General features: G+C 67.7%; 13 protein-coding genes and 2 tRNA genes. 7 read left to right on the plus strand and 8 right to left on the minus strand.

Annotated elements, in window-relative coordinates; genetic code table 11:
* Positions 1-3: 3 nt before the first annotated feature.
* From OHA18_RS26810 to OHA18_RS26835, 6 genes are all read right to left on the minus strand, one after another.
* On the minus strand, positions 4-2,010 hold the full coding sequence (locus OHA18_RS26810; protein WP_328998063.1) for an exo-alpha-sialidase: 2,007 nt from the start codon (positions 2,008-2,010) through the stop codon (positions 4-6).
* A gap of 139 nt (positions 2,011-2,149) precedes the next feature.
* On the minus strand, positions 2,150-4,033 hold the full coding sequence (locus tag OHA18_RS26815; RefSeq protein ID WP_328998064.1) for an ABC transporter ATP-binding protein: 1,884 nt from the start codon (positions 4,031-4,033) through the stop codon (positions 2,150-2,152).
* Positions 4,030-5,694 carry an ABC transporter ATP-binding protein gene (locus tag OHA18_RS26820; RefSeq protein WP_328998065.1) on the minus strand — a complete coding sequence of 555 codons (1,665 nt, stop codon included), beginning with the start codon at positions 5,692-5,694 and terminating at the stop codon, positions 4,030-4,032. The genes OHA18_RS26815 and OHA18_RS26820 overlap by 4 nt, the downstream gene beginning before the upstream one ends.
* Positions 5,695-6,013: 319 nt before the next feature.
* On the minus strand, positions 6,014-7,237 hold the full coding sequence (locus OHA18_RS26825) for an MFS transporter (RefSeq protein ID WP_328998066.1): 1,224 nt from the start codon (positions 7,235-7,237) through the stop codon (positions 6,014-6,016).
* A gap of 64 nt (positions 7,238-7,301) precedes the next feature.
* Complete coding sequence (locus tag OHA18_RS26830) at positions 7,302-9,086, minus strand: vWA domain-containing protein (protein ID WP_328998067.1); 1,785 nt, start codon at positions 9,084-9,086, stop codon at positions 7,302-7,304.
* The gene (locus OHA18_RS26835) at positions 9,079-10,098 is read right to left on the minus strand and encodes a MoxR family ATPase (RefSeq protein ID WP_328998068.1); all 1,020 of its coding nucleotides are present in this window, start codon (positions 10,096-10,098) and stop codon (positions 9,079-9,081) included. The genes OHA18_RS26830 and OHA18_RS26835 overlap by 8 nt, the downstream gene beginning before the upstream one ends.
* 191 nt (positions 10,099-10,289) lie before the next feature.
* Between OHA18_RS26835 and OHA18_RS26840 the strand changes: the two genes are divergently transcribed.
* Positions 10,290-12,152, plus strand: a complete 1,863-nt coding sequence (locus OHA18_RS26840; RefSeq protein ID WP_328998069.1) for a hypothetical protein — start codon at positions 10,290-10,292, stop codon at positions 12,150-12,152.
* 695 nt (positions 12,153-12,847) lie between these two features.
* Here the strand turns inward: OHA18_RS26840 and OHA18_RS26845 are convergent.
* Positions 12,848-12,918, minus strand: a tRNA-Gly gene (locus tag OHA18_RS26845).
* A 118-nt stretch (positions 12,919-13,036) separates the two neighbouring features.
* Between OHA18_RS26845 and OHA18_RS26850 the strand changes: the two genes are divergently transcribed.
* The 6 genes from OHA18_RS26850 to OHA18_RS26875 all read left to right on the plus strand — a co-directional run bounded on the left by OHA18_RS26850 (position 13,037) and on the right by OHA18_RS26875 (position 19,450).
* Positions 13,037-13,109: transfer RNA gene (locus OHA18_RS26850), tRNA-Pro, on the plus strand.
* Positions 13,110-13,187: 78 nt separating this feature from the next.
* Positions 13,188-14,588, plus strand: a complete 1,401-nt coding sequence (gene tig / locus OHA18_RS26855; RefSeq protein ID WP_328998070.1) for a trigger factor — start codon at positions 13,188-13,190, stop codon at positions 14,586-14,588.
* Positions 14,589-14,957: 369 nt separating this feature from the next.
* On the plus strand, positions 14,958-15,581 hold the full coding sequence (locus OHA18_RS26860; RefSeq protein WP_328998071.1) for a ClpP family protease: 624 nt from the start codon (positions 14,958-14,960) through the stop codon (positions 15,579-15,581).
* Positions 15,582-15,610: 29 nt separating this feature from the next.
* Positions 15,611-16,222, plus strand: a complete 612-nt coding sequence (locus OHA18_RS26865; protein WP_328998072.1) for an ATP-dependent Clp protease proteolytic subunit — start codon at positions 15,611-15,613, stop codon at positions 16,220-16,222.
* 221 nt (positions 16,223-16,443) lie between these two features.
* Positions 16,444-17,736: an ATP-dependent Clp protease ATP-binding subunit ClpX gene (clpX, locus tag OHA18_RS26870; RefSeq protein WP_328998073.1), complete on the plus strand. Its 1,293-nt coding sequence runs from the start codon at positions 16,444-16,446 to the stop codon at positions 17,734-17,736.
* 103 nt (positions 17,737-17,839) lie between these two features.
* A complete protein-coding gene (locus tag OHA18_RS26875) occupies positions 17,840-19,450 on the plus strand; it encodes an alpha/beta hydrolase (RefSeq protein ID WP_328998074.1) in 1,611 nt (536 codons plus the stop codon).
* Here the strand turns inward: OHA18_RS26875 and OHA18_RS26880 are convergent.
* Complete coding sequence (locus OHA18_RS26880) at positions 19,413-20,711, minus strand: aspartate aminotransferase family protein (protein WP_328998075.1); 1,299 nt, start codon at positions 20,709-20,711, stop codon at positions 19,413-19,415. The genes OHA18_RS26875 and OHA18_RS26880 overlap by 38 nt on opposite strands.
* Between the last annotated feature and the right edge of the window lie 7 nt (positions 20,712-20,718).

Genomic DNA, 20,718 nt, shown 5'->3' on the forward strand with positions numbered 1-20,718 from the left:
GTCCTAAGGCAAGCGGCGCCAGCGGACCGCGTCCGCGATGACGAAGCCGTCGGCGTTGTCGCTGAGCTCGACGTAGCTGTCCGAGCCGGCGTTGAACGTGAAGGTGCCGAGCGACACCCACTCACCGGTCCGCGGATCGGGTACGCCGCGGACGCGCTGGTTGACCGGCACCGTGGTCGTCCCGTCCGCGTGGTGCACGACGTACGGCGCGTTCGAAGCGCGGTTCGGGTCGGCGGTGTACGACGTGAGGACCTCGTAGCGACCGGTGCCGGGGATGGCGGGGCGGAAACGAGCCAGGTTCGCACCAGTGCCCTTGGCGTGGCTCAGGTAGTTGAAGCCGTAGTACCCGAGGATGCCGCGAGCTGAGCTCCACGTCCCGACCGTCTCGAAGCCGAGGCCGCCGTTGTCGACGGTGACCTCTTCGCGCACGTCCGGCGTCGCGGAGGCCTTGACGAGAGTCAGTTCCTCGAGTGCAACCGCCGTACCGGCGCCTCGGCCGGGACCGGCGAGGGTGAAGCGGATGGAGTGCCGACCGGCTGTGAGACGACGCCGGTCCAGGAGCACCACGTCGTAGCCCTCGCCGCGGAACGAGGTCAGGTCGAGTGCGCTGACCCGTGGCGCGTCCCCGTCGACGGTCACTGTGACCAGTCCGCCGTCCGCGGAGCGGTAGTACCGCAGCCACAGCTCGTACGTGTCGTCGCGGTCCACGTGGATCGACTGGTCGACGTACGCGCCCACAGCGGCTGCTGGGAGCCGCGGGTAGCTCATCGGGTACGACGACGTGGACAGGCCCGGCCCGGTGGCCAGACTGTCCCGTCCCTGCGTCAGCCACTCCAGATTGAAGCGAGCGACCGCCACCCGGCGCGGACTGCTGTCGATGTCCCCGTCGCACCCGTACAGCAGCACGATCGTGCCGTCGGACAGCCGGGCGAGGTCGGAGTAGTACCCACGGAGCTGGCTGATCGATCGGCTGTAGCGGAACGACTTGCCCTCGTCGTAGCTGACCGCAACCGTCATGTTCCAGCGCATCGGTGAGTCGGGCCGACTGAGCAGCACGCGGTTGGCCTGGTCGGTGTATCTGAGGAAGCCCATGTCGCAGCCGTTGAACAGACCCACGCTGAAGTCCATCACCGCTCGCGACCAGCTCAGGCCGTCGTCAGTACTGATGGCGAAGTCACGTGGCCAGTCGTTGCCGGAGCCCGGCCGGCTGTTCATCACGATCGATCCGTCGGCACGCTGAAGCAGTCTGGCCTCGCCAACCGTCGGCAGACCTGTCCCGAGCGGTACCTCGCCACCAGCCTTCCAAGTGCGACCGTGGTCGTCGCTGTAGACAGTGGAGGCGCCGTAGTTGCGGTCTGCTGTCGGCACGCCGGTGATGATCGTCCGGTGCGACACGGTGAGCAGCAACCGGCCGGACTTCAGCTGGATGCCGTGTCCGGGCCCAGGACCATGCATCACCCAGTTGAAGGGGAAGCTGTCGAACAGACCGTCCAGGCTGTGCCGCTCGCCCCAGGTGGCGCCGTTGTCGGTGCTGGAGCGGTAGTGCACGATGCCGGTGTCGGAGGAGCAAGTGGTGTTCTCCGGCAGCCGCGCGCACAGGTTGTAGAACAGGAACACCTCACCGGTGTGGCCGTCGGCAACGAAGGTCGGGTTGGCCCAGCTCTCACCGTTGACCGATGCCTCGACCGTCTGCGTGGGCAGCCAGGTCCGGCCGTGGTCCGTGCTGCGCCGGATGAGCAGATCGTGCGGACCGGCGTCGCACACCTCGTGCCGGCCCTCTGCGCACGCGATGAGGGTGTCGTTGCGCGTCGCGATCAGCCCGTAGACGAAGTAGCTGGCCAGTGGGTCGACAGTGTTGTCCCACAAGGTCGTCTCATCGAAGAACGGCGCTGCCGGCTGCCGGTGCCGACCACCACCTTGCGGTACGACGGCATTGGCGGACGTCGGCAACGCGGCGGCGGCTGCCCCGGCCGCGATCCCGAGATTCAACGTACGACGACTGATCGGCATCCCACTCTCCTCACGACGGGTGGCAGGACCGTACTAGCTCGGTTCGCGCAGGCGCTAGACGCTAATAGGTATTACTCCGAGGAGAAAGCCAGCGGCCCGCAACCGGATCGGTTGCGGGCCGCTGGACGTACGACGGAACTCAGGCCAGCGAGTCCTCCCAGGCCTGGTGCAGCCCGGCGTAGTGGCCGTCCCGGTGCACGAGGTCGTCAGGTGCGCCGTCCTCGATGATCCGCCCGTGCTCGAGTACCAGCACCCGGTCGGCGGTCTCGACCGTGGACAACCGGTGGGCGATCACGATCGCCGTACGGTCGGCCAGGATCGTCCGCAGAGCCCGCTGGATGAGGCGCTCGCTGGGGATGTCCAGGCTGGATGTCGCCTCGTCCAGGATCAGTACGGCCGGGTTGGCCAGGAACGCCCGCGCGAACGCGACCAGCTGGCGCTGACCGGCGGACAACCGCGAACCACGCTTCTCGACCGCGGTCTCGTACCCGTTCGGCAATGCGGTGATGAAGTCGTGGGCGCCGATCACCTTGGCGGCCTCGACGACCTCCTCCATCGTCGCGTCGGGCTTACCGAAGCGGATGTTGTCGGCCACCGAGCCGGTGAACAGGAAGTTCTCCTGCGTCACCATGACCACCCGCTCGCGCAGGTCGTCCTCGGACAGGTCGCGCAGGTCCACACCGTCGAGCAACAGGTGCCCGCTGGTCGGGTCGTAGAACCGTGCGACCAGCTTGGCGATCGTGGTCTTGCCAGCACCCGTCGTACCGACCAGGGCCAGCGTCTGACCAGCCGGCACGTCCAGCTGCAGACCGGGCAGCACCGGTACGCCGTCGACGTACTCGAACCGGACGTTCCGCAGCTCCAGGTGACCGCGTGCCTTGCCCGGCTTGGCCGGCTCGATCGGCTCCGGCACGTCCGGGGTCTCGTTCAGCACACCGGACAGCTTCTCCAGCGCCGCCGAGGCGGACAGGAACGTGTTGTAGAACTGGGTGATGTCCTGCAGCGGCTCGAAGAACTGCCGCAGGTACAGCAGGAACGCGGTCAGCACGCCGACCGTCACGTGCCCGTGGTACGCCTGGTAACCGCCGAACGCCAGGATCGCGACGATCGTGATGTTGCCGACGCCCTTGATCGCCGGCATGAAGACCGCGTTCAGCCGGAACGCCTCGAGGTTCGCCCTCCGGTACCGGTCGTTGACACCGTGGAAGATCTCCTCGTTACGCGGCTCCCGGCGGAACGCCTGGACCGCGCGGATGCCGGTCATCGACTCGACGAAGTGCACGATGACGAGCACGACGGCTTCACGCGTCTGCCGGTAGACGACGGCGGACCGCTTCCGGAACCACGCCGTCAGGACCAGCAGGATCGGGAACGACAGCAACGCGAGCAGGCCGAGCTTGACGTCCAGCGTGAGCAGGATGATCGCCGTACCGACCAGGGTCAGCGCGGCGGTGACCAGACCGTCGAACCCGCTGGCCAGCATCTCGTCGATCACCTGCACGTCCGACGTCAGCCGGGAGATGACCCGGCCGGACGTGAACTTGTCGTGGAACGCCGGGCTCAGCCGCTGGAAGTGGTCGAACACCCGCTTCCGCAGCCCGAGCAGAATGGTCTGACCGAGCCGGCCGGACCGCATCAGGAAGATCTGCCGGGCCCACGCCTGCAGCAACGCCGACACCAGCACGGCGATCACGATCGTGATCAGCTGCCCCGAGCCCTTACCGGCGAGGATCGGCGGGATGCCGTTGTCGATGCCCAGGTGCACCAGGTACGGCACGGCGAGCCGGGCGCCGTTCTCGATGATGACGATCACCACCAGCAGCCAGATCAGCTTCTGGTACGGCCGGAGCAGCTCCCCGAGCAGCTTGCGGGAGTCCTCCTTCAGCCGGATGGTCGTCGCCCGCGACAGCTCCCTGTCAGGGTCGTCCTCGAAGACGCCCCGCCACTTCTGCTCCGTCGGCTGCCGGTCGTTCTTCGGCTCGTTACTCGAGGCCTGGGGAGGTGTTTGCTGGGTCGTCGTCATGCGTGCACCTCCTCTTCCTCCGCCGCGAGCAGGTGCCGGTACTCCGGCACCGTCGCGAGTAGCTCGTGATGGGTTCCGACGTGGGTGATCGTGCCGCCCTGCAGCAGTGCGACCTTGTCGGCCAGCATCACTGTCGACGCGCGGTGCGCCACCACGATGCCGGTGGTGTCGGCGAGCACGTTCTGCAGCGCTTCCTCGACCAGAGCCTCGGTGTGGACGTCGAGAGCGGACAGTGTGTCGTCCAGCACCAGTACGGCGGGCTTGGCGAGCACTGCGCGTGCCAGTGCGAGCCGCTGCCGCTGACCGCCCGACAGCGACATGCCCTGCTCACCGACGCGGGTCTCCAGACCCCACGGCAGGTCGTTGGCGAACTGCGCTTGGGCAACCTCGAGCGCCTGCTGTACGTCGGCCTCGCTGGCGTCCGGACGGCCGAGCGTCAGGTTCTCCCGGACGCTCATCGAGAACAGCGTCGGGTCGTCGAACGCGGACGCGACCGCGGTCCGCAGTGACACCAGGGACAGGTCCCGGATGTCGTGCCCGTCGATGGTGATCCGTCCGGCGGTCACGTCGTACAGCCGGGGGACCAGTGCGGTCAGTGTGGTCTTGCCGGACCCGGTGGCGCCGACCAGTGCGAGCGTCGTACCAGGGGTCAGGTCGAGGTTGATGTCGTGCAGCACCTCGGTGGAGTCGTCGGAGAACCGGAACCCGACGTGCTCGAAACGCAGGTGACCACGCGAGTTGGTGAGCTCCTCCGGACCGGACTTGATCACCGAGTAGGTGTCGAGGATCTCGCTGATCCGGTCCGCCGCCGTCATCGACTCCTGCGCCATCGCCAGGATCGCGCCGAGCGAGGTGATCGGCCAGACCAGCGACAGCATCAGCGTGATGAACGCGACCAGGGTGCCGAGGGTGATCGCCTCCCGGCCGACCGCGAGCGCGCCGAGGAGCAGCACGATCACCAGGGTCAGGTTCGGGATGACGCCGAGGAAGCTCCAGAACCGGGACGCGAGCCGGACCTTCGCGACCTCGGTGTCGTACAGCGTGGTCGCCTCGTCGTCGAACTGGCGCTGCACGTGCGGCCGCCGGCCGAACGCCTTGATCACCCGGAAGCCGAGCGCCGACTCCTCGATCCGGGTGGCCAGGTCACCCTGCTGGTCCTGGACCTTGCGGGAGATCCGCAGGTACTTCCTCTCGAACTTCAGCGACACCATCACGACCGGTACAGCGGCCACCAGGACCACGAGACCGAGCGGCCAGTACAGCTGGAGCAGCAGGATGGTGACGACGATCAACTGCAGGATGTTCATCACCAGGAACAGCAGCCCGAAGCCCATGAACCGGCGGATCGTGGACAGGTCGGTGGTGACGCGGGAGAGCAGCTGACCGCTCTGCCAGCGGGTGTGGAACTCCATCGGCAGGGACTGGAGCCGGACGTACAGGTCGTGCCGGAGCGTTGCCTCCAAGTCACTGACCGTTCGGGATTGCGCCCAGCGGCGCATCCACACCAGGATGACTTCGGAGATGCTGAGCCCGAGGGCCAGCAGCGCGAGCGGGACCAGCATGCTCAGCTCACGGCGGGTCACCGGACCATCGATGATGGCTCGGGTGACCAGCGGTACTGCGAGGCTGACGCCGACGCCGAGCATGGCGGTGGAGAACATCACCGCTAGGCGCCAGCGGTGTGGCTTCAGGTAAGGACGGAGTCGCCACAGGTTGCGGCTGCGCTCCGGGGCACGGGTGGTAGGGGCAGCGATCGACGGCGCTTGGACAGTGTGCTCTGACGGCATCTGGACGGGCGCACTTCCCATCTACTTCGGTTCACAAGGGGGTTTGGGCGACCTAAAAACGGCGCACTTTCCAGTATCGCTCAGTAGGTAAGCGCTTGTCCTGCAAATTCCATTCCCTCCCGATGAAACGCAATAACCCGCCCCGGACCCACGCGGGAGGGCCGGCCGGACCTATCACGATCCGCAATCAGTACTACGCCAGCGATCGCCCGGCCGGTTCCCCTTCGGGCAGATCCCGCAGTCCTCGCAGCGGCGACAAGGCGGCAACCAGGAAGCCGGCGAGCATGCCCGCGGAGGCGATCAGCAGGGTCGGGCGGATGTGGATCGCGGTGGCCAGGACGCCGGCCAGGGCCGCGCCGGCCGCTTGGCCGCCGATCACCACGGTGCGCCAGGAGGCCGTCACCTGGCCCAGGAGGTGCACTGGGGCCAGTGCCTGTCGCAGGGTGCGCTGGGGTACGCCGAACAGCGACATCCCGAGGCCCGAGAGCACCTGGCCGAGGAGGATGAGCGGAGTCCGTCCTGTGCAGAGCAAGGCGCCGTTGAGCGAGGCAAGGAATGCACCGGACAGGTACGAGCCGCCCAGGCCGACCCGCCGGCACCATGGACCCGCTACGAAGGTCCCGGCTACTGCGGCGACGCCGAAGGTGGTCAGTGTGAGTCCGACGAACGCCGGCGACCTGTGGAGCTCACGGATCAGGAACAGCACCATCAGCGGCCCCTGCATCGCTCCGGCCATGGCCGCAATGGCCGCGGAGACGATGAGCGGCCGGAGCATCCGGTGACCGAACAGCACGCGCAGACCCGCTGACAGCCGTACTTCGGACCTCGGCGGCGCGGGCCCGCGGTCCGGTTCGCGGATGAGGTACGCCGCAACTGCGGACACGACGTACGACGCGGCGTCCATGACGATCGCGAACGGCGCGGTCAGGACCTGCACCAGGAAACCGGCGACGGACGGGCCGAGGGTCGAGGCGAGGTTGAGGTTCAGCAGGGCGGCACTGTTGGCCCGCATCAGGTCGTCACGAGGGACGAGCAGCGGGATCATCGTCTGGGACGCGGTGTCGGACAGCAGCGTCAGCACTCCGGTGAGTATGGCGACGACGTACAGCTGCTCGATCCGCAGCGAATCCAGGGCGGCCGCAACTGGCACTGAGCCGAGTAGCAGGAGCCGTCCGACGTCCGTCCAGATCAGTACGCGCCGCCGCGACCATCTGTCCACCCAGACACCGGCCAGAAGGCCGAATACCAGATGCGGCGCAATCGACACCGCTGACAGCGCACCCATCTGCACGGCTGATGCCTGCAGAGTCACCACCGCCACCAGCGGCAGCGCGACAGTCGTGACCGCACTGCCGGACGCTGACACCAGCTGTCCTATCCACAGCTTCCTGAACTCGCCCCTCACGACCCACGCCATGCCTGTGAACCTGTCACTCAGGAGAGTCACGCGACTACGGCTGTTCGCCCCCAGCAGAGCTTGTTCACTCCACGCGAAATACAGGACCCCTTGCGGTGAAGGGCAACGAAGCACCACGCGGGATCAGCCAGGCGTGCTCGCGCCGTACCCGGACCACGTCGCACTGCCCGTCGGTGATGAGCAGGATCGGCCCCTCCACGGGGAAGTCGTCCGCCCGCTCGAGCAGGTCGACACCAGGCTGCAGCACCGTTCCACCCCGGCCGCGGACCTGCACCCGGCCGGCGATGTCGTCGACCGGCACATAGCCGGCGTCGTACGCGGCTGCGTCGCAGTACACGACCCGTGCGGCCGGTACGTCGCGAGCACGTGAGTACGACGCGATCGCACCGAGTGCCTTGCCCAGCAGCTCGCGGTCCATCGAGCCCGAGGTGTCGAGCACCACGCCGTACGTCGGAAGACGGTCGAGCTCGACGGGGCGGATCCAGCCCGGGCGCGGGATGTCCGGCGTACCGGACTGGCGTCGGGACGCGCGGGCGTACGTGCGGGTCTTCTCGACGGCCTGCACGTGCTCCTCGAACCAGCGGGCCAGTTGCGCATCCCAGGTGAGTGGCGGGTGGTCCAGTGCGCGGATCTCGTCGACCAGTCCGGCGGGCAGCGTGCCGCGGGCGGAGTCGTGGTACGCCAGCCCAGTGGTGAGCGCCCGTCGGTAGATGTCGTCCAGACCGGCACCGCGCGCCGCTTCGCCGGCGTGTGGCAGCGGGTGGCCGAGTACGTCGCCCAGTCCGACGCCACGCAGGGTCGCCAGCTTCCGATAGCGGCGCAGGTCGGTGGTGATGCGGTCGTAGACCTCCTCGGCGGACATGCCCTTGAGGACCGGGTCGTGCAGCGCACCCTCGGGCATGCTGCCGACGCCCATCTCCAGAAGCCAGCCGTTGATCACCAGGTCGGCGGCCACGTTCCACAGGTACGGGTCACGTCCACCGACCCGCTCGCCGTGACGCAGGGCCGCGTGCAGCATCTCGTGCGCCATGACGAACCGCCATTCGCTCAGCGTCATGCTGATGAGCGGATTGACGTAGATCTCCCCGGCTGCCGCATTCACCGCCGCGACGTGGATGTCCCAGCCGCGGGCGAGCTCAGCCTCGGCGACGATCGTCATGCTCGAGGCGATCGCACCGAGCAGCGGGTACGACGAGACGAACCAGCCGAGCGCCAGATCCCACTTGTCCCGTCCACCACGGTCCGCGCTCAGCGAAGAGCGTGCACCGCCGGCCATCTCGACAGCCGCTGCCGCCGCGGCGGACAGTCCGGCTGCGAAGAGCTCGCTCCACTCGGGCGGCTTGCCCCAGCCGTTCCATCGGGCTGTCTCTATGTCGGATGTCCGGCCCGCGACACCGAGACCGTCGTACTCCGCTGGAACGCCAGACTGTCGCCACAGTCGCGCCAGCGTGTCCTCCTCCATCGCGGGGAACGACGCCGGCAGCTCAACGACCGGCGTACCGAGTTTGAGCGACTGGAGGTAGCGGTTGACGGCGACGTCGTACGCGGCGCAGGCGGGCTGGTCAGGCTCTGGCCGGTCGCGGTCTGCGTGGCCGAGACCGAGATGGATCAGCAGATGCGCGAAGACCCACGCCCACTCGTCCGGAGTGGCCCGTCGGGTCCGGTGTGTGCGGATCTGGCCGTTCGAGTCGATGATCGCCCACGCATCGGCCGGACAGGCGTCGTCACGAATCGGACTGTGCGCCCAGTCGGCCATCGGCGCGAACAGCGGGTGCCGTACGATCGTTGTCCATCCGGCCTGGATCGCCTCCCACGCCGGGACCCGCTGGGCCTTCTTGCGCTTAGGCACGGGCAGCTACTAGCCGCGGCAGGTCACGGCTGACCTCGACCAGGAACCACGTCGGCAGCACCGGACGGCCGTCGTCGTCGGACGCGATCACCAGTTGCGCGATCTCGAGCGAGATCTCCGCCAGCTCCACCAGCAGCGCTTTGCCACGGTGCGCGAGCTGTCGGGCCGCCGCGTTGGCGGATGCCTTGTCGGCGGCCAGTTCCTTGATCAGGCGGGCACGGAAGGTCTCGGCAAGGAAGTACAACAGGTCACGGTCCTCCGGAGCGGCCGGCCAACCGGCCTCACCCTTGAGTACGGCGTCCAGCCCGAAGGCGTGGCGGACCGTCTTCACGTACGCGCGGAAGGTGGAGGCGTGCGCGGCGGACAAGGTGCCGAAGGCAAGCACCCGCAGCGTCTCGTCGGACACGTCGTCGCCGTACGAGTGCAGGGCATCCGAGAGCATGTGCCAGCTGCGCGGAGTGGAGAACGGCTCCTCGGTCTTCGGCGGTGCGGTCCACAGGTGGTCGGGGCGGTTGCGCAGGTACTCCAGCACCCACGCGTGGATGCCCGCCGTACCGGCCCAGTGCAGCCAGTCGCTCGCGTCCGCACGCAGGTGGACGTGGACGAGGCGGTTGACCAGTGCGCTCGCCATCGGACGGGCCAGCGCGTTGTCGGTGGCCCGGTTGCCGGCTCCGATCACCACGGACCCCTCCGGCAGCTCGTACTCACCGATGCGGCGGTCGAGGATGAGCGAGTAGAACGCCTTCTGGACCTCGGCGGACGATGCGTTCAGCTCGTCGAGGAACAGGCAGTACGGCTCCTCCCGGGCGATCGCCACCGGCGGTGCGAAGCGGCTGCGGCCGTCGACGATCTGCGGTACGCCGATGAGGTCCTCCGGCGCGAGCTGCGTCCCCAGGAGCGTCACGCACTCCAGACCGAGCGATTCCGCGAACGCCCGCACCAGACTGCTCTTCCCGATCCCCGGTGCGCCCCACAGGAAGACCGGGCGTACCACTGCCACATGCAGCAGCACTTCGGGCAGTTCTGCCGCCGATACCGTGATCCCCGCCTGCATTCGTTCCTTTCGACTTCGTGTCTGGTCAGCCCTCCAGGATCCTCCCGGCGTCACGGTGTGTCACTCTGTTTTCCGCGGCGCTTCCGTTACCGGTGGTTACTGGCTAGGGTGCGGCCCGTTGTCTTCGGAGTACTGGGGGGTCTCTCGTGGTGAGCTTTCGGATCAGGGCGGCGGCTGTGTGCGCCGTCGTCCTGCTGCCGTTGTCGGCGTCGCAGGTGATGGCTGCTGATCCGCCGCAGCACCTGGGGGAGGGGGTGCTGGTCCCGGGGCGGTCCGCCGTCGGCGTGGGGATGTCGGGCGCCCGCGTAGTCGTATCGAACCCGGTCTACGAGACCAGCAACAACGGGACCACTTGGACCGCGTCCGGCGGCTCGAACGACGGCAAGCCACTGCAGGTGGAGGGGACCGCGCTCCTGACCTTCGACGGGAGTACTGCGAAGGTCGGTGGGCTGACGTTCCCTGCTGTGGACGACGTGGTGCTCGGGAAGGGCGGCAAGCTCGTCTCACACCGTGCTCCCAGTGCAGCGACCGCAGAGGTGTACGACGTCGCCACCAAGACGAAGCTGGCCGATTTCGCCCCGCCGTTCGCCCTGTCCGGCGACACGGTCTGGAAGATGACGGAACCGGGGCATCTGGACGGGAAGAACCTCACCACTGGTGACGTGAAGACCGTTCTGGTCGCCAGCGCCTGCACAGTCGGCCCGGACCAGGTCAACGGTCGGTGGGCTGTTCTGAGCGGTTGCAACCAGGTTGTCGACGTAGTCGGACCGCAGCCGCCTCGCAACCTGTCCGTGGCCGCGGACTCCCAGTTGGGTAGCGGTTTCGCCGTACAGGCGTCCGGATCGGACCTGCTGGTCACCGACCTCAACGATCCGGCTCTCGGACAGCGCCGGTACGGACCGATCCGCACCTCCGGACCGAGCTTCCGCGCGGACGGCTCCGGTCTGGCCAAGATCGTGTACGCCGACGCGGACAGCAAACCGCGCGTGATCACGCTGAGTTGGCTGACACCGGACCCGCAGCAGCACCCCGACACGGTGGCGCCCGTACTCACCAGCGCGTCAGCCGGTGACCGGGTCCGCGACAACACCAGCCTGTCCTTCGAGTGGGCCTTCGACGACCCACAGGACCCGAACTCGCCCGCTACCGGCGTGAACAGCTACGACCTGCGCATCCAGCAGCGCCCCAGCCGCACCGCGCCGTACGGCGCCTGGAACCAGGTGCCCGCGTGGCAGGGCCTCAAGACGAACGGTGCGAGTCTCACCGCGGCCGTCGGCACCGACACGTGCTGGCAGGTCCGCGCGCGGGACTACGCGGGCAACGTGAGCGCATGGAGTGCGTCGTACTGCAGTGAGGTCGACGGCACCGCGCCGTCCCTCGTCACCTGGCGCATCGGCGACCGCGTCAACCTGGCCGCAACCGCGACCGTCCGCTGGGCCTACAAGGACGACACCGACATCGCCTCGTACGACGTCGTGTACAAGACCGCCGCACCAGGCGTAGCGCTCGGCAAGTGGATCTACCCAGCCACTTGGCAGAACACCCGCATCACGTCGATCACCTGGACCCCTCGCCTCGGCTGGGACGAGTGCTTCATGGTCCGCTCCCGCGACTACCTGGGGAACCTGTCCGCGTGGGCGCCGCAAATCTGCTCGGTAGCCCCCGAGGACGACCGCGCCCTGACCTCCGCCGGCACAGTCACCCGCACCACGAGCACCCTGGCCTTCCAAGGCACCACCACAATCCTCAAGGCGAACGGCGCCTACCTCACCAAAGCATCCGAAGCCGGCCAGCGCATAGCCCTCATAGCCCTCCACGGCCCCGCCCAAGGCCGCGTAGACATCTACCACGCCAACATCAAGATCGGCACAGTCTCCCTAGCAGCGACCACCACCAGTCGCGTAGTCACCTACCTCCCGACCACCGTCTTCCGCACAGGCGCGCTCAAGATCATCTCCACGAGCACAGCCCCCGCCTCCATAGACGCCGTAGCCCTCCTCCGCGCCCCGTAGCCGAAGCACGGCGATCCCGTTCCACGCTGCCGCACCGCGAGCTGCTCGGATCCGATGCCGCCCAACCGCGCCCGGCACCTCGAACACCTGAGGTGGTGGCGTGTCGAGATGCGGTTTGCGCCGCCTAGAGCTGAGGTTGTGGATTGGCAGCAGGTTTGGTCGGCGAGCCCGCCCCATTTGGTAGGTAAGCCAACCAGATGAGGGGTTGGCCACCGTGAATACGGTTGGCAAACCCTCACGCCGGCTGGTCCACCCACCAAACACTGACGGCTCGGACTCGGCGAACCCGCGGTCGCGAAGGCCGGGCGGACCCGAACAGCACGGCCACCGAACCGCCAGCCCGCCGCACCTGCCAGGCTCCCTACCGAGCCCACCGCAGGAGCCGAACCGCCCCCGAACCCGACCCAGGCACCCCGGGCGACCGCCGAACCCGACCCAGGCACCCCGGGCGACCGCCGAACCCGACCCAGGCACCCCGGGCGACCGCCGAACCCGACCCAGGCAGCCCGGCGACCGCCGAACCCGACCCAGGCAGCCCGGCGACCGCAAAACCCGACCCAGGCAGCCGAGCGGAGCGAAGGCGAAGGGGGTGCGGGTGGCGGAGCCCCCGCAACGCGCCGAGCGGAGCGACGGCGCACAAATAAGAGGGCGAGCCGGGCCTGCGCTTTCCGCAGGCAAGGCTCGCCGCTCGTCCGAGCGGGTGACGAGAATCGAACTCGCGTAGTCAGTTTGGAAGACTGGGGCTCTACCATTGAGCTACACCCGCGTGCGCCTTGCGGCACTCCGTCATGATTCCACATCCACCCCGGTGGACTCAAAATGAGTTTCGGGGCGGGGGGTGGCGCGAGCACTGGTTCGGGTCGACTAGACTCGTGCGGTCACTGCGGGGCGTAGCGTAGTGGCTAGCGCGCCTGCTTTGGGAGCAGGAGACCGCAGGTTCGAGTCCTGTCGCCCCGACAAACCCCCTGCAGCTCTGCTGCGGTCCGGGCTGTCGCCCGTGCTGTGAATGTCATCGAATCAAGGAGAACCGCCACCGTGAAGAGCACCGTCGAGTCCTTGAGCCCGACGAAGGTCAAGCTCATCGTCGAGGTGCCGTTCGAGGAGCTCAAGCCGAGCCTCGACGCGGCGTACAAGAGCATCGCTTCGCAGATCACCGTCCCCGGGTTCCGCAAGGGCAAGATCCCGCCGCAGGTCATCGACCAGCGGGTGGGCCGCGGCCCGGTGCTCGAGGAGGCGATCAACGACGCGCTTCCGAAGCTGTACTCGCAGGCGGTGACCGACAACCAGGTCAAGGCCATCGGCCGGCCTGAGGTCGACGTGACCGAGTTCAACGACAAGGAGAGCCTGCAGTTCTCCGCCGAGGTCGAGGTCCGTCCGGAGATCACCCTGCCGGACCTGGAGGGCCTGGAGGCCGAGGTCGAGGACATCGCGATCTCCGACGACGAGGTCGACGAGCAGATCGAGGGCCTGCGGCAGCGGTTCGGCTCGCTGAACCCGGTCGAGCGCGCGGTGGAGGACAAGGACTTCATCACCCTGGACCTGTCGGCCAGCAAGGACGGCGAGAAGGTCGAGGAGGCGCAGGCGACCGGCCTGTCGTACCAGGTGGGCAGCGGTCAGCTGCTGGACGGCCTGGACGAGGCTGTGATCGGCCTGAGCGCGGGCGAGAAGAAGACTTTCGTGACCCAGCTGGTCGGCGGCGCGCTGAAGGGCGATGACGTCGACGTCGAGGTGACGGTGACCGCGGTCAAGGAGCAGGAGCTGCCGGAGCTCGACGACGAGTTCGCGCAGACCGCTTCGGAGTTCGACACTGCGGAGGAGCTGACCGCCGACGTCCGGACCCGCCTGGAGCGCGGCAAGCGCCTGGAGCAGGCCGGCGAGGCGCGGGACGCCGTGCTGGAGAAGATCCTGACGCTGGTCGACGTGCCGGTGCCGGAGGGTCTGCTGACCGACGAGCTCGCCGCCCGCAAGGAGAACCTGGAGCAGCAGCTCGGGTACTCCGGGATGACGATGGAGCAGTTCCTCGAGGGTGAGGAGCAGACCCAGGAAGAGTTCGACGAGGACCTGAAGAAGCGTTCCGAGGACGCGATCAAGGCGCAGTTCGTGCTGGACCTGGTGGCCGAGCAGCAGGAGCTGAGCGTCAACGACCAGGAGCTGACCGAGCACATCGTGCGGCACGCGCAGCGTTCGGGTGTGAGCCCGGACCAGTTCGCCCAGCACGCGGTGGAGAACAACCTGGTCCCGAGCCTGGTGTCCGAGGTCGTCCGCGGCAAGGCGCTGGCCTACCTGGTCGAGAATGCGACGGTCTCCGACGCGTCGGGCAATACGGTCGAGCTGAAGACCCTGCAGCCGGACGGCACGTACGCCGACCCGGAGGCGGAGGCCGCCGAGGAGGCGGGCGACGCCGAGGCGCCGGTCGCGGAGCCCGCGAAGGCCTGATCAGCCCGCAGTCGTCAACGGCCCGGAACCCGCACAGGGTTCCGGGCCGTTCGCATTTCGCGAACCGGCTGCAAGGAAACCGTCGGTTGGACCGCCTAGCGTGGCTGGTGAAACGATTTCCGAGGGAAGGAACAGGGTGTGGCCGCGCTGCTGCAGGAGCCGGAGGTACGGCGCGATCCCGAGCAGCCGGAGCTCCACGAAGTACCTGACGAGGCAGCGGTCGAGGAGCCGGGGTCCGTGGTTCTGTGCGGGTGGTGAATGCGCGCCGAATTCGCTGACAGCAGACAGGGCGGGCAACATGATGCGCCGTGAGCGAACACCTATGGCCCAGCCTTAGGTCTGTCGCCCCCGACCAGTAATGTCGGCTTTGTGAACGAGACATTTGCAGCCAGCCCCACCGCCGCGGGCGGCAACGGATCCGGCGGACTCGACGACCACATCTACCAGCGCCTGCTGCAGAACCGGATCATTTTCCTGGGGTCCGAGGTTCGCGACGACAACGCGAACGCGATCTGCGCGCAGATGCTCCTCCTCAACGCCGAGGACCCCAACCAGGACATCTGGCTGTACATCAACTCGCCGGGTGGCTCGGTGGACTCCGGTATGGCGATCTACGACACCATGCAGTGGATCTCCAACGACGTCGCTACCGTCGGGATGGGCCTGGCCGCCTCGATGGGCCAGTTCCTGCTCTGCGCCGGCGCGAAGAACAAGCGCTACGCGCTGCCGCACGCGCGGATCATGATGCACCAGCCGTCCGGCGGTATGGGCGGTACGGCCTCCGACATCAAGATCCAGGCCGAGCAGTCGCTGCACATCAAGGCGCAGCTGTTCCGGCTGATCGCCGAGCACACCGGTCAGCCGCTCGAGCAGGTCGAGAACGACGCCGACCGGGACCGCTGGTTCACCGCCGATCAGGCCAAGGAGTACGGCTTCATCGACCACGTGGTCGCCAGCGCCGCCCAGCTCAGCACGGGCAGCCCGAACTCCTGATCTCCCACTCCGTCAGTTAAGGACGAACCATGAACTACTTCATCCCGCAGTGGGAGGAGCGCACGTCGTACGGCATGCGCCGGATCGACCCCTACACGAAGCTGTTCGAGGACCGGATCATCTTCCTCGGCACGCCGATCACCGACGAGATCGCGAACGCGGTGATGGCGCAGCTGCTGTGTCTGCAGTCGATGGACTCCGACCGCGACATCAGCATCTACATCAACTCCCCGGGCGGCTCGTTCACTGCGCTGACCGCGATCTACGACACGGTCCGCTACATCAAGCCGGACGTCCAGACGGTCTGCCTCGGCCAGGCGGCCTCCGCGGCGGCGGTGCTGCTCGCGGCCGGTACGCCGGGTAAGCGGCTCGCCCTGCCGAACAGCCGGATCATCATCCACCAGCCGGCCACCGAGGGCACCTACGGGCAGTCCAGCGACATCGAGATCCAGGCGAACGAGATCCTCCGGCTGCGGGCGCTGCTGGAGAAGATGATCTCCGAGGCCAGCGGCAAGTCGCACGAGGAAGTTTCGCGCGACATCGAGCGGGACAAGTTCCTGACCGCCGAGCAGGCCATCGAGTACGGCCTGATCGACGACGTCCTGCAGACCCTCAAGACTCCGGTCCCGGCCGGCGTCTGAGCTGGGCTGACGCCGGTCCGACCGGCTGTCAAGAGCCTGACGCGTTCGCCACCGGCGTAGTCACAACCCGGTGGCGGGCGCGGTTTTTCGGCCCGGGACGGGGTACCGTCGAGAACGGATCGGGGTACCCATTTCCACAACAACCTGGGGACCACCCCGGTCCGTGCGGCCTACGCCCTCCCGGCCCATGGTTCGACTCCGCATAGAAGGGATCTGTCCCGGTGGCACGCATTGGTGACGGCGGCGACCTGCTCAAGTGCTCGTTCTGCGGGAAGAGTCAGAAGCAGGTCAAGAAGCTCATCGCCGGTCCCGGCGTCTACATCTGCGACGAATGCATCGATCTCTGTAACGAGATCATCGAGGAGGAGCTGAACGAGGGCTCCGAGGTCGGTCTCACCGAGCTGCCGAAGCCACGGGAGATCTACGACTTCCTCAACGCGTACGTCGTCGGACAGGACGTGGCGAAGAAGGCGCTCGCGGTAGCGGTGTACAACCACTACAAGCGGGTCCGCGACGGTCAGGGCGCCTCGAGCGCGGGCCGGCACGCGAAGGACGAGGCCGTCGAGCTGGCCAAGTCGAACATCCTGCTGATCGGCCCGACGGGCTGCGGCAAGACCTACCTCGCCCAGACGCTGGCCCGGATGCTGAACGTCCCGTTCGCGATCGCGGACGCGACGGCACTGACCGAGGCCGGGTATGTCGGCGAGGACGTCGAGAATATCCTGCTGAAGCTGATCCAGGCGGCCGACTACGACGTCAAGAAGGCCGAGACCGGGATCATCTACATCGACGAGGTCGACAAGATCGCCCGCAAGAGCGAGAACCCGTCGATCACCCGCGACGTCTCTGGTGAGGGCGTCCAGCAGGCGTTGCTGAAGATCCTGGAGGGGACCACCGCGAGTGTCCCGCCGCAGGGCGGCCGCAAGCACCCGCACCAGGAGTTCATCCAGATCGACACGACCAACGTGCTGTTCATCGTCGGCGGCGCGTTCGCCGGCCTGGATCACATGGTCGAGCAGCGGGTCGGCAAGAAGACCCTCGGCTTCAACACCTCCCGCGAGCCGGAGAAGCCGAAGGAGGCCGGCGGGTACGCCGACGTCATGCCGGAGGACCTGCTCAAGTTCGGTCTGATCCCCGAGTTCATCGGCCGGCTCCCGGTCATCACGACGGTGTCGCCGCTGGACCGCGACGCGCTGATCAAGATCCTGTCCGAGCCGAAGAACGCGCTGGTCAAGCAGTACCGGCGGCTGTTCGAGATCGACAACGTCGAGCTCGAGTTCAGCGACGACGCGGTCGAGGCGATCGCGGACCAGGCGCTGCTGCGCGGCACCGGCGCCCGTGGTCTGCGGGCGATCATGGAGGAAGTCCTCCTCAACGTGATGTACGAGGTGCCGAGCCGCGAGGACGTCGCGAAGGTCGTCGTCACCGGCGACGTCGTCCTCGAGAACGTGAACCCGACGCTGATCCCGCGCGACCAGCTCGAGCGCAGTAAGCGCCGCGAGAAGAGCGCGTAACAGAACACGACGAAAGGAGGCCGGGGTCCGCTGTACGGCGGACTGCCGGCCTCCTTCTCGTGGTGGACGCGACCGGAGAGGTCACCCGCCTACGGTCGGTGACATGACGCCCAGAAGAATCCTTCGAAGACTGTCTGTCGCCGGGGTGGCCCTGGTGCTGCTGACGCCGATGACCTCCGCCGTAGCCCAAGCAAGGACCGCGGTGCCGAAGATCGCTTGGGGGAGCTGTGGCACCGACCCCAAGCTGAAGCCGTTCCAGTGCGCGACCGTCGAGGTCCCGACGGACTACGACAACCCGCACGGACCGACCACGACGATTGCGTTGACCCGCTTGCCCGCCGGCGACCCCGCCCACAAGGTCGGCACATTGTTCACCAATCCCGGCGGCCCGGGCGGCTCCGGCGTCGACCTCGTGCAGCAGATTGGTCAACAGATCTACACGCCGTCGGTGCGGGCGAAGTTCGACATCCTCGGCTTCGACCCGCGGGGCGTGAGTCGCTCGGACCCGGCGACCTGCTATCCGACCGCGGCTGACGAGTCGAGAGCGCTGGCCCATGTCCCGCCGTTCCCGCTGACGGCGAAGGAAGAGCGCCAGTTCATCGTGGACAGTGCGAAGCTCGCCCTCAGCTGCCGGACCACTTCGCCGGATCGACTCGCGCACTACTCGACCGCGAACGTCGCTCGCGACATGGACCTGCTGCGTCAGGCCGTCGGTGACAAGAAGCTGTCGTACGTCGGCTACTCGTACGGCACCTATCTCGGTGCGACGTACGCCAAGCTGTTCCCGAACAACGTGCGTGCACTGGTCCTCGACGGCACCCTCAGCCCGGAGTGGTACTCCGGCTCGAACGGTGACCGGGATCCGGTCGGTGTCCGCCTGAAGCAAGGCGACGGCGCGTACGACACATACGAGCAGTTCCTCGCCGAGTGCAAGAAGGCGGCTGCGAACTGCGTGCTGAACACGCTCGGCGACCCGAAGACCGTCGTGGAGAGCACGCTCGAGCGATTGAAGACCCACCCGGTCGACGTCGCGATGCCCGACGGCTCCACACTCCAGGTGACGTACGCCGTCGCCGTGGCCATCACGTTCTCGAACCTGTACGACCCGGCCGGATTCCCCGCGCTCGCCGACATATGGGCCCGGCTCACGCAGCTGTCCACCACGAACCAGGCCAAGGCCGCGACGAAGGCCCCGCAAGCCCTTGTCGAGTGGAACCGGCGCAAGGAGGACTACACCACCTCGATCGGCAGCGCACTGCAGCCGTGCGTCGAGGCCAAGCAGTCCGGCCGCGGTCCGCTGGCGTACCCGGCGTACGCCGATGCCGCGGACAAGCGCGCCCCGCACTTCGGCCGCTACCGCGCCTGGATCGGGATCCAGTGTGAGTTCATGGGCATCCGCGACACCGACGCCTTCCTCGGCCCGTGGAAGAACACCGTGAAGCAACCTGTCCTCGTCTTCGGCACCCGGCACGACCCGGCCACGCCGTACGAGGCCACCCGCCCGTACGCCGACCTGTACCCGGACGCCCGGATGGTCACGGTCGAGGGCTATGGCCACACGACGATCGGCAAGAGCACCTGCGCCGACGCGATGATCACCGACTACCTGACCCAGTTGAAGGCTCCGGCCGACGGGTCGATCTGTCCGCAGGACCGCAAGCCGTTCGATCCCTTGCCTACAGGGAAGAAAGTACTGACTCCGCTACCGCAATAGTCTCGTCGATCTGGTCCGCGGTGTGCTCGGTGGACAGGAACCACAGTCCGCGCGGGACGATGTTGATCCCGGCAGCGAACAACCCCGCGTGGAACCGAGCCATCGCGGCCCGGTCGCAGGCAGCGAACGACCGGTAGTCGAACACCTCGGTCTGATCGGTGATGTAGGTCTGGAAGACCGGACCGGGACCGTCCACGAGCAGCGGCACCCCGTGCTGGGCCGCTGCCGCGCGCAGGCCGGCCATCAACCGCTGGCCGGCCGCGTTCAGCGGTGGGTACACGTCGTCGCGGTGCTCGTCGAGATGGCGCAGTACCGCGTCGGCGGCCGCCATCCCGACCGGATGCGAGTTGAACGTCCCGGCGTGCGCGACCTTGCCGTCCGCAATCGACCCCATCACCTCGGCCGACCCGACCAGGGCGGACACCTGCATCCCACCGGCCATCGCCTTCCCGAAGGCCGCCAGATCGGGTACGACGCCCAGCAGTTCGCCGGCGCCACCTGGAGCGACCCGGAAGCCGGTGATGATCTCGTCGAAGATCAGCAACGACCCGTGCTGCCGGGTGAGCTCGCGCAGCCCTTCGAGGTAGCCAGGCTGAGGCGTGATGCAGCCGGTGTTGCACAGCAGCGGTTCGAGGATGACGGCGGCGATGTCATCACCACTCTGCTGGAACAGCGACGCGACAGCAGGGAGGTCGTTGTACGGCAGCACGATCAGGTCGTCGGCGTCGTGGCGCGGCTGGCCCGCCGTACCGCCGACCGCGGTGGGATGCCGGGCGTCGCCGGCCATGGCCAGATCCGGGTGCACGCTGTACAGCACCGGGTCGAGCCAGCCGTGGTAGTTGCCCTCGAACTTCACGATCTTCGGCCGCCCGGTATGGCCCCGCGCCAGGCGGATGGCGCCGTGCACTGCCTCCGAGCCGACGCTGTTGAATCGGACCAGTTCGGCTGCGGGCACCATGGCGCACAGACGTTCGGCGACCTGTGCCTCCAGCTCGTGCTGAGCGGCGTACGCGACACCTCGGCGTACCTGGGCAGAGACTGCGTCGGCGACCAGTGGGGCGGCATGGCCGAGCAGATTGGGGCCTTGACCGAGCACGTAGTCCAGGTAGCGGTTGTTGTCGACGTCCCACAGCTCTGCACCAAGCGCGTGGTCCACGAACAACGGCTGGTCGGCACGCCGTGCGTCGCTGGAGACTCCGCCGGCGATGACCTGCCGGGCACGCTTGTACAGGCTGTCGGCGCGGTCGTAGGTCCTCTGCACAAGTGCC

Origin of the sequence: Kribbella sp. NBC_00709 (genome assembly GCF_036226565.1) — a bacterium.
Lineage (GTDB): Bacteria > Actinomycetota > Actinomycetes > Propionibacteriales > Kribbellaceae > Kribbella.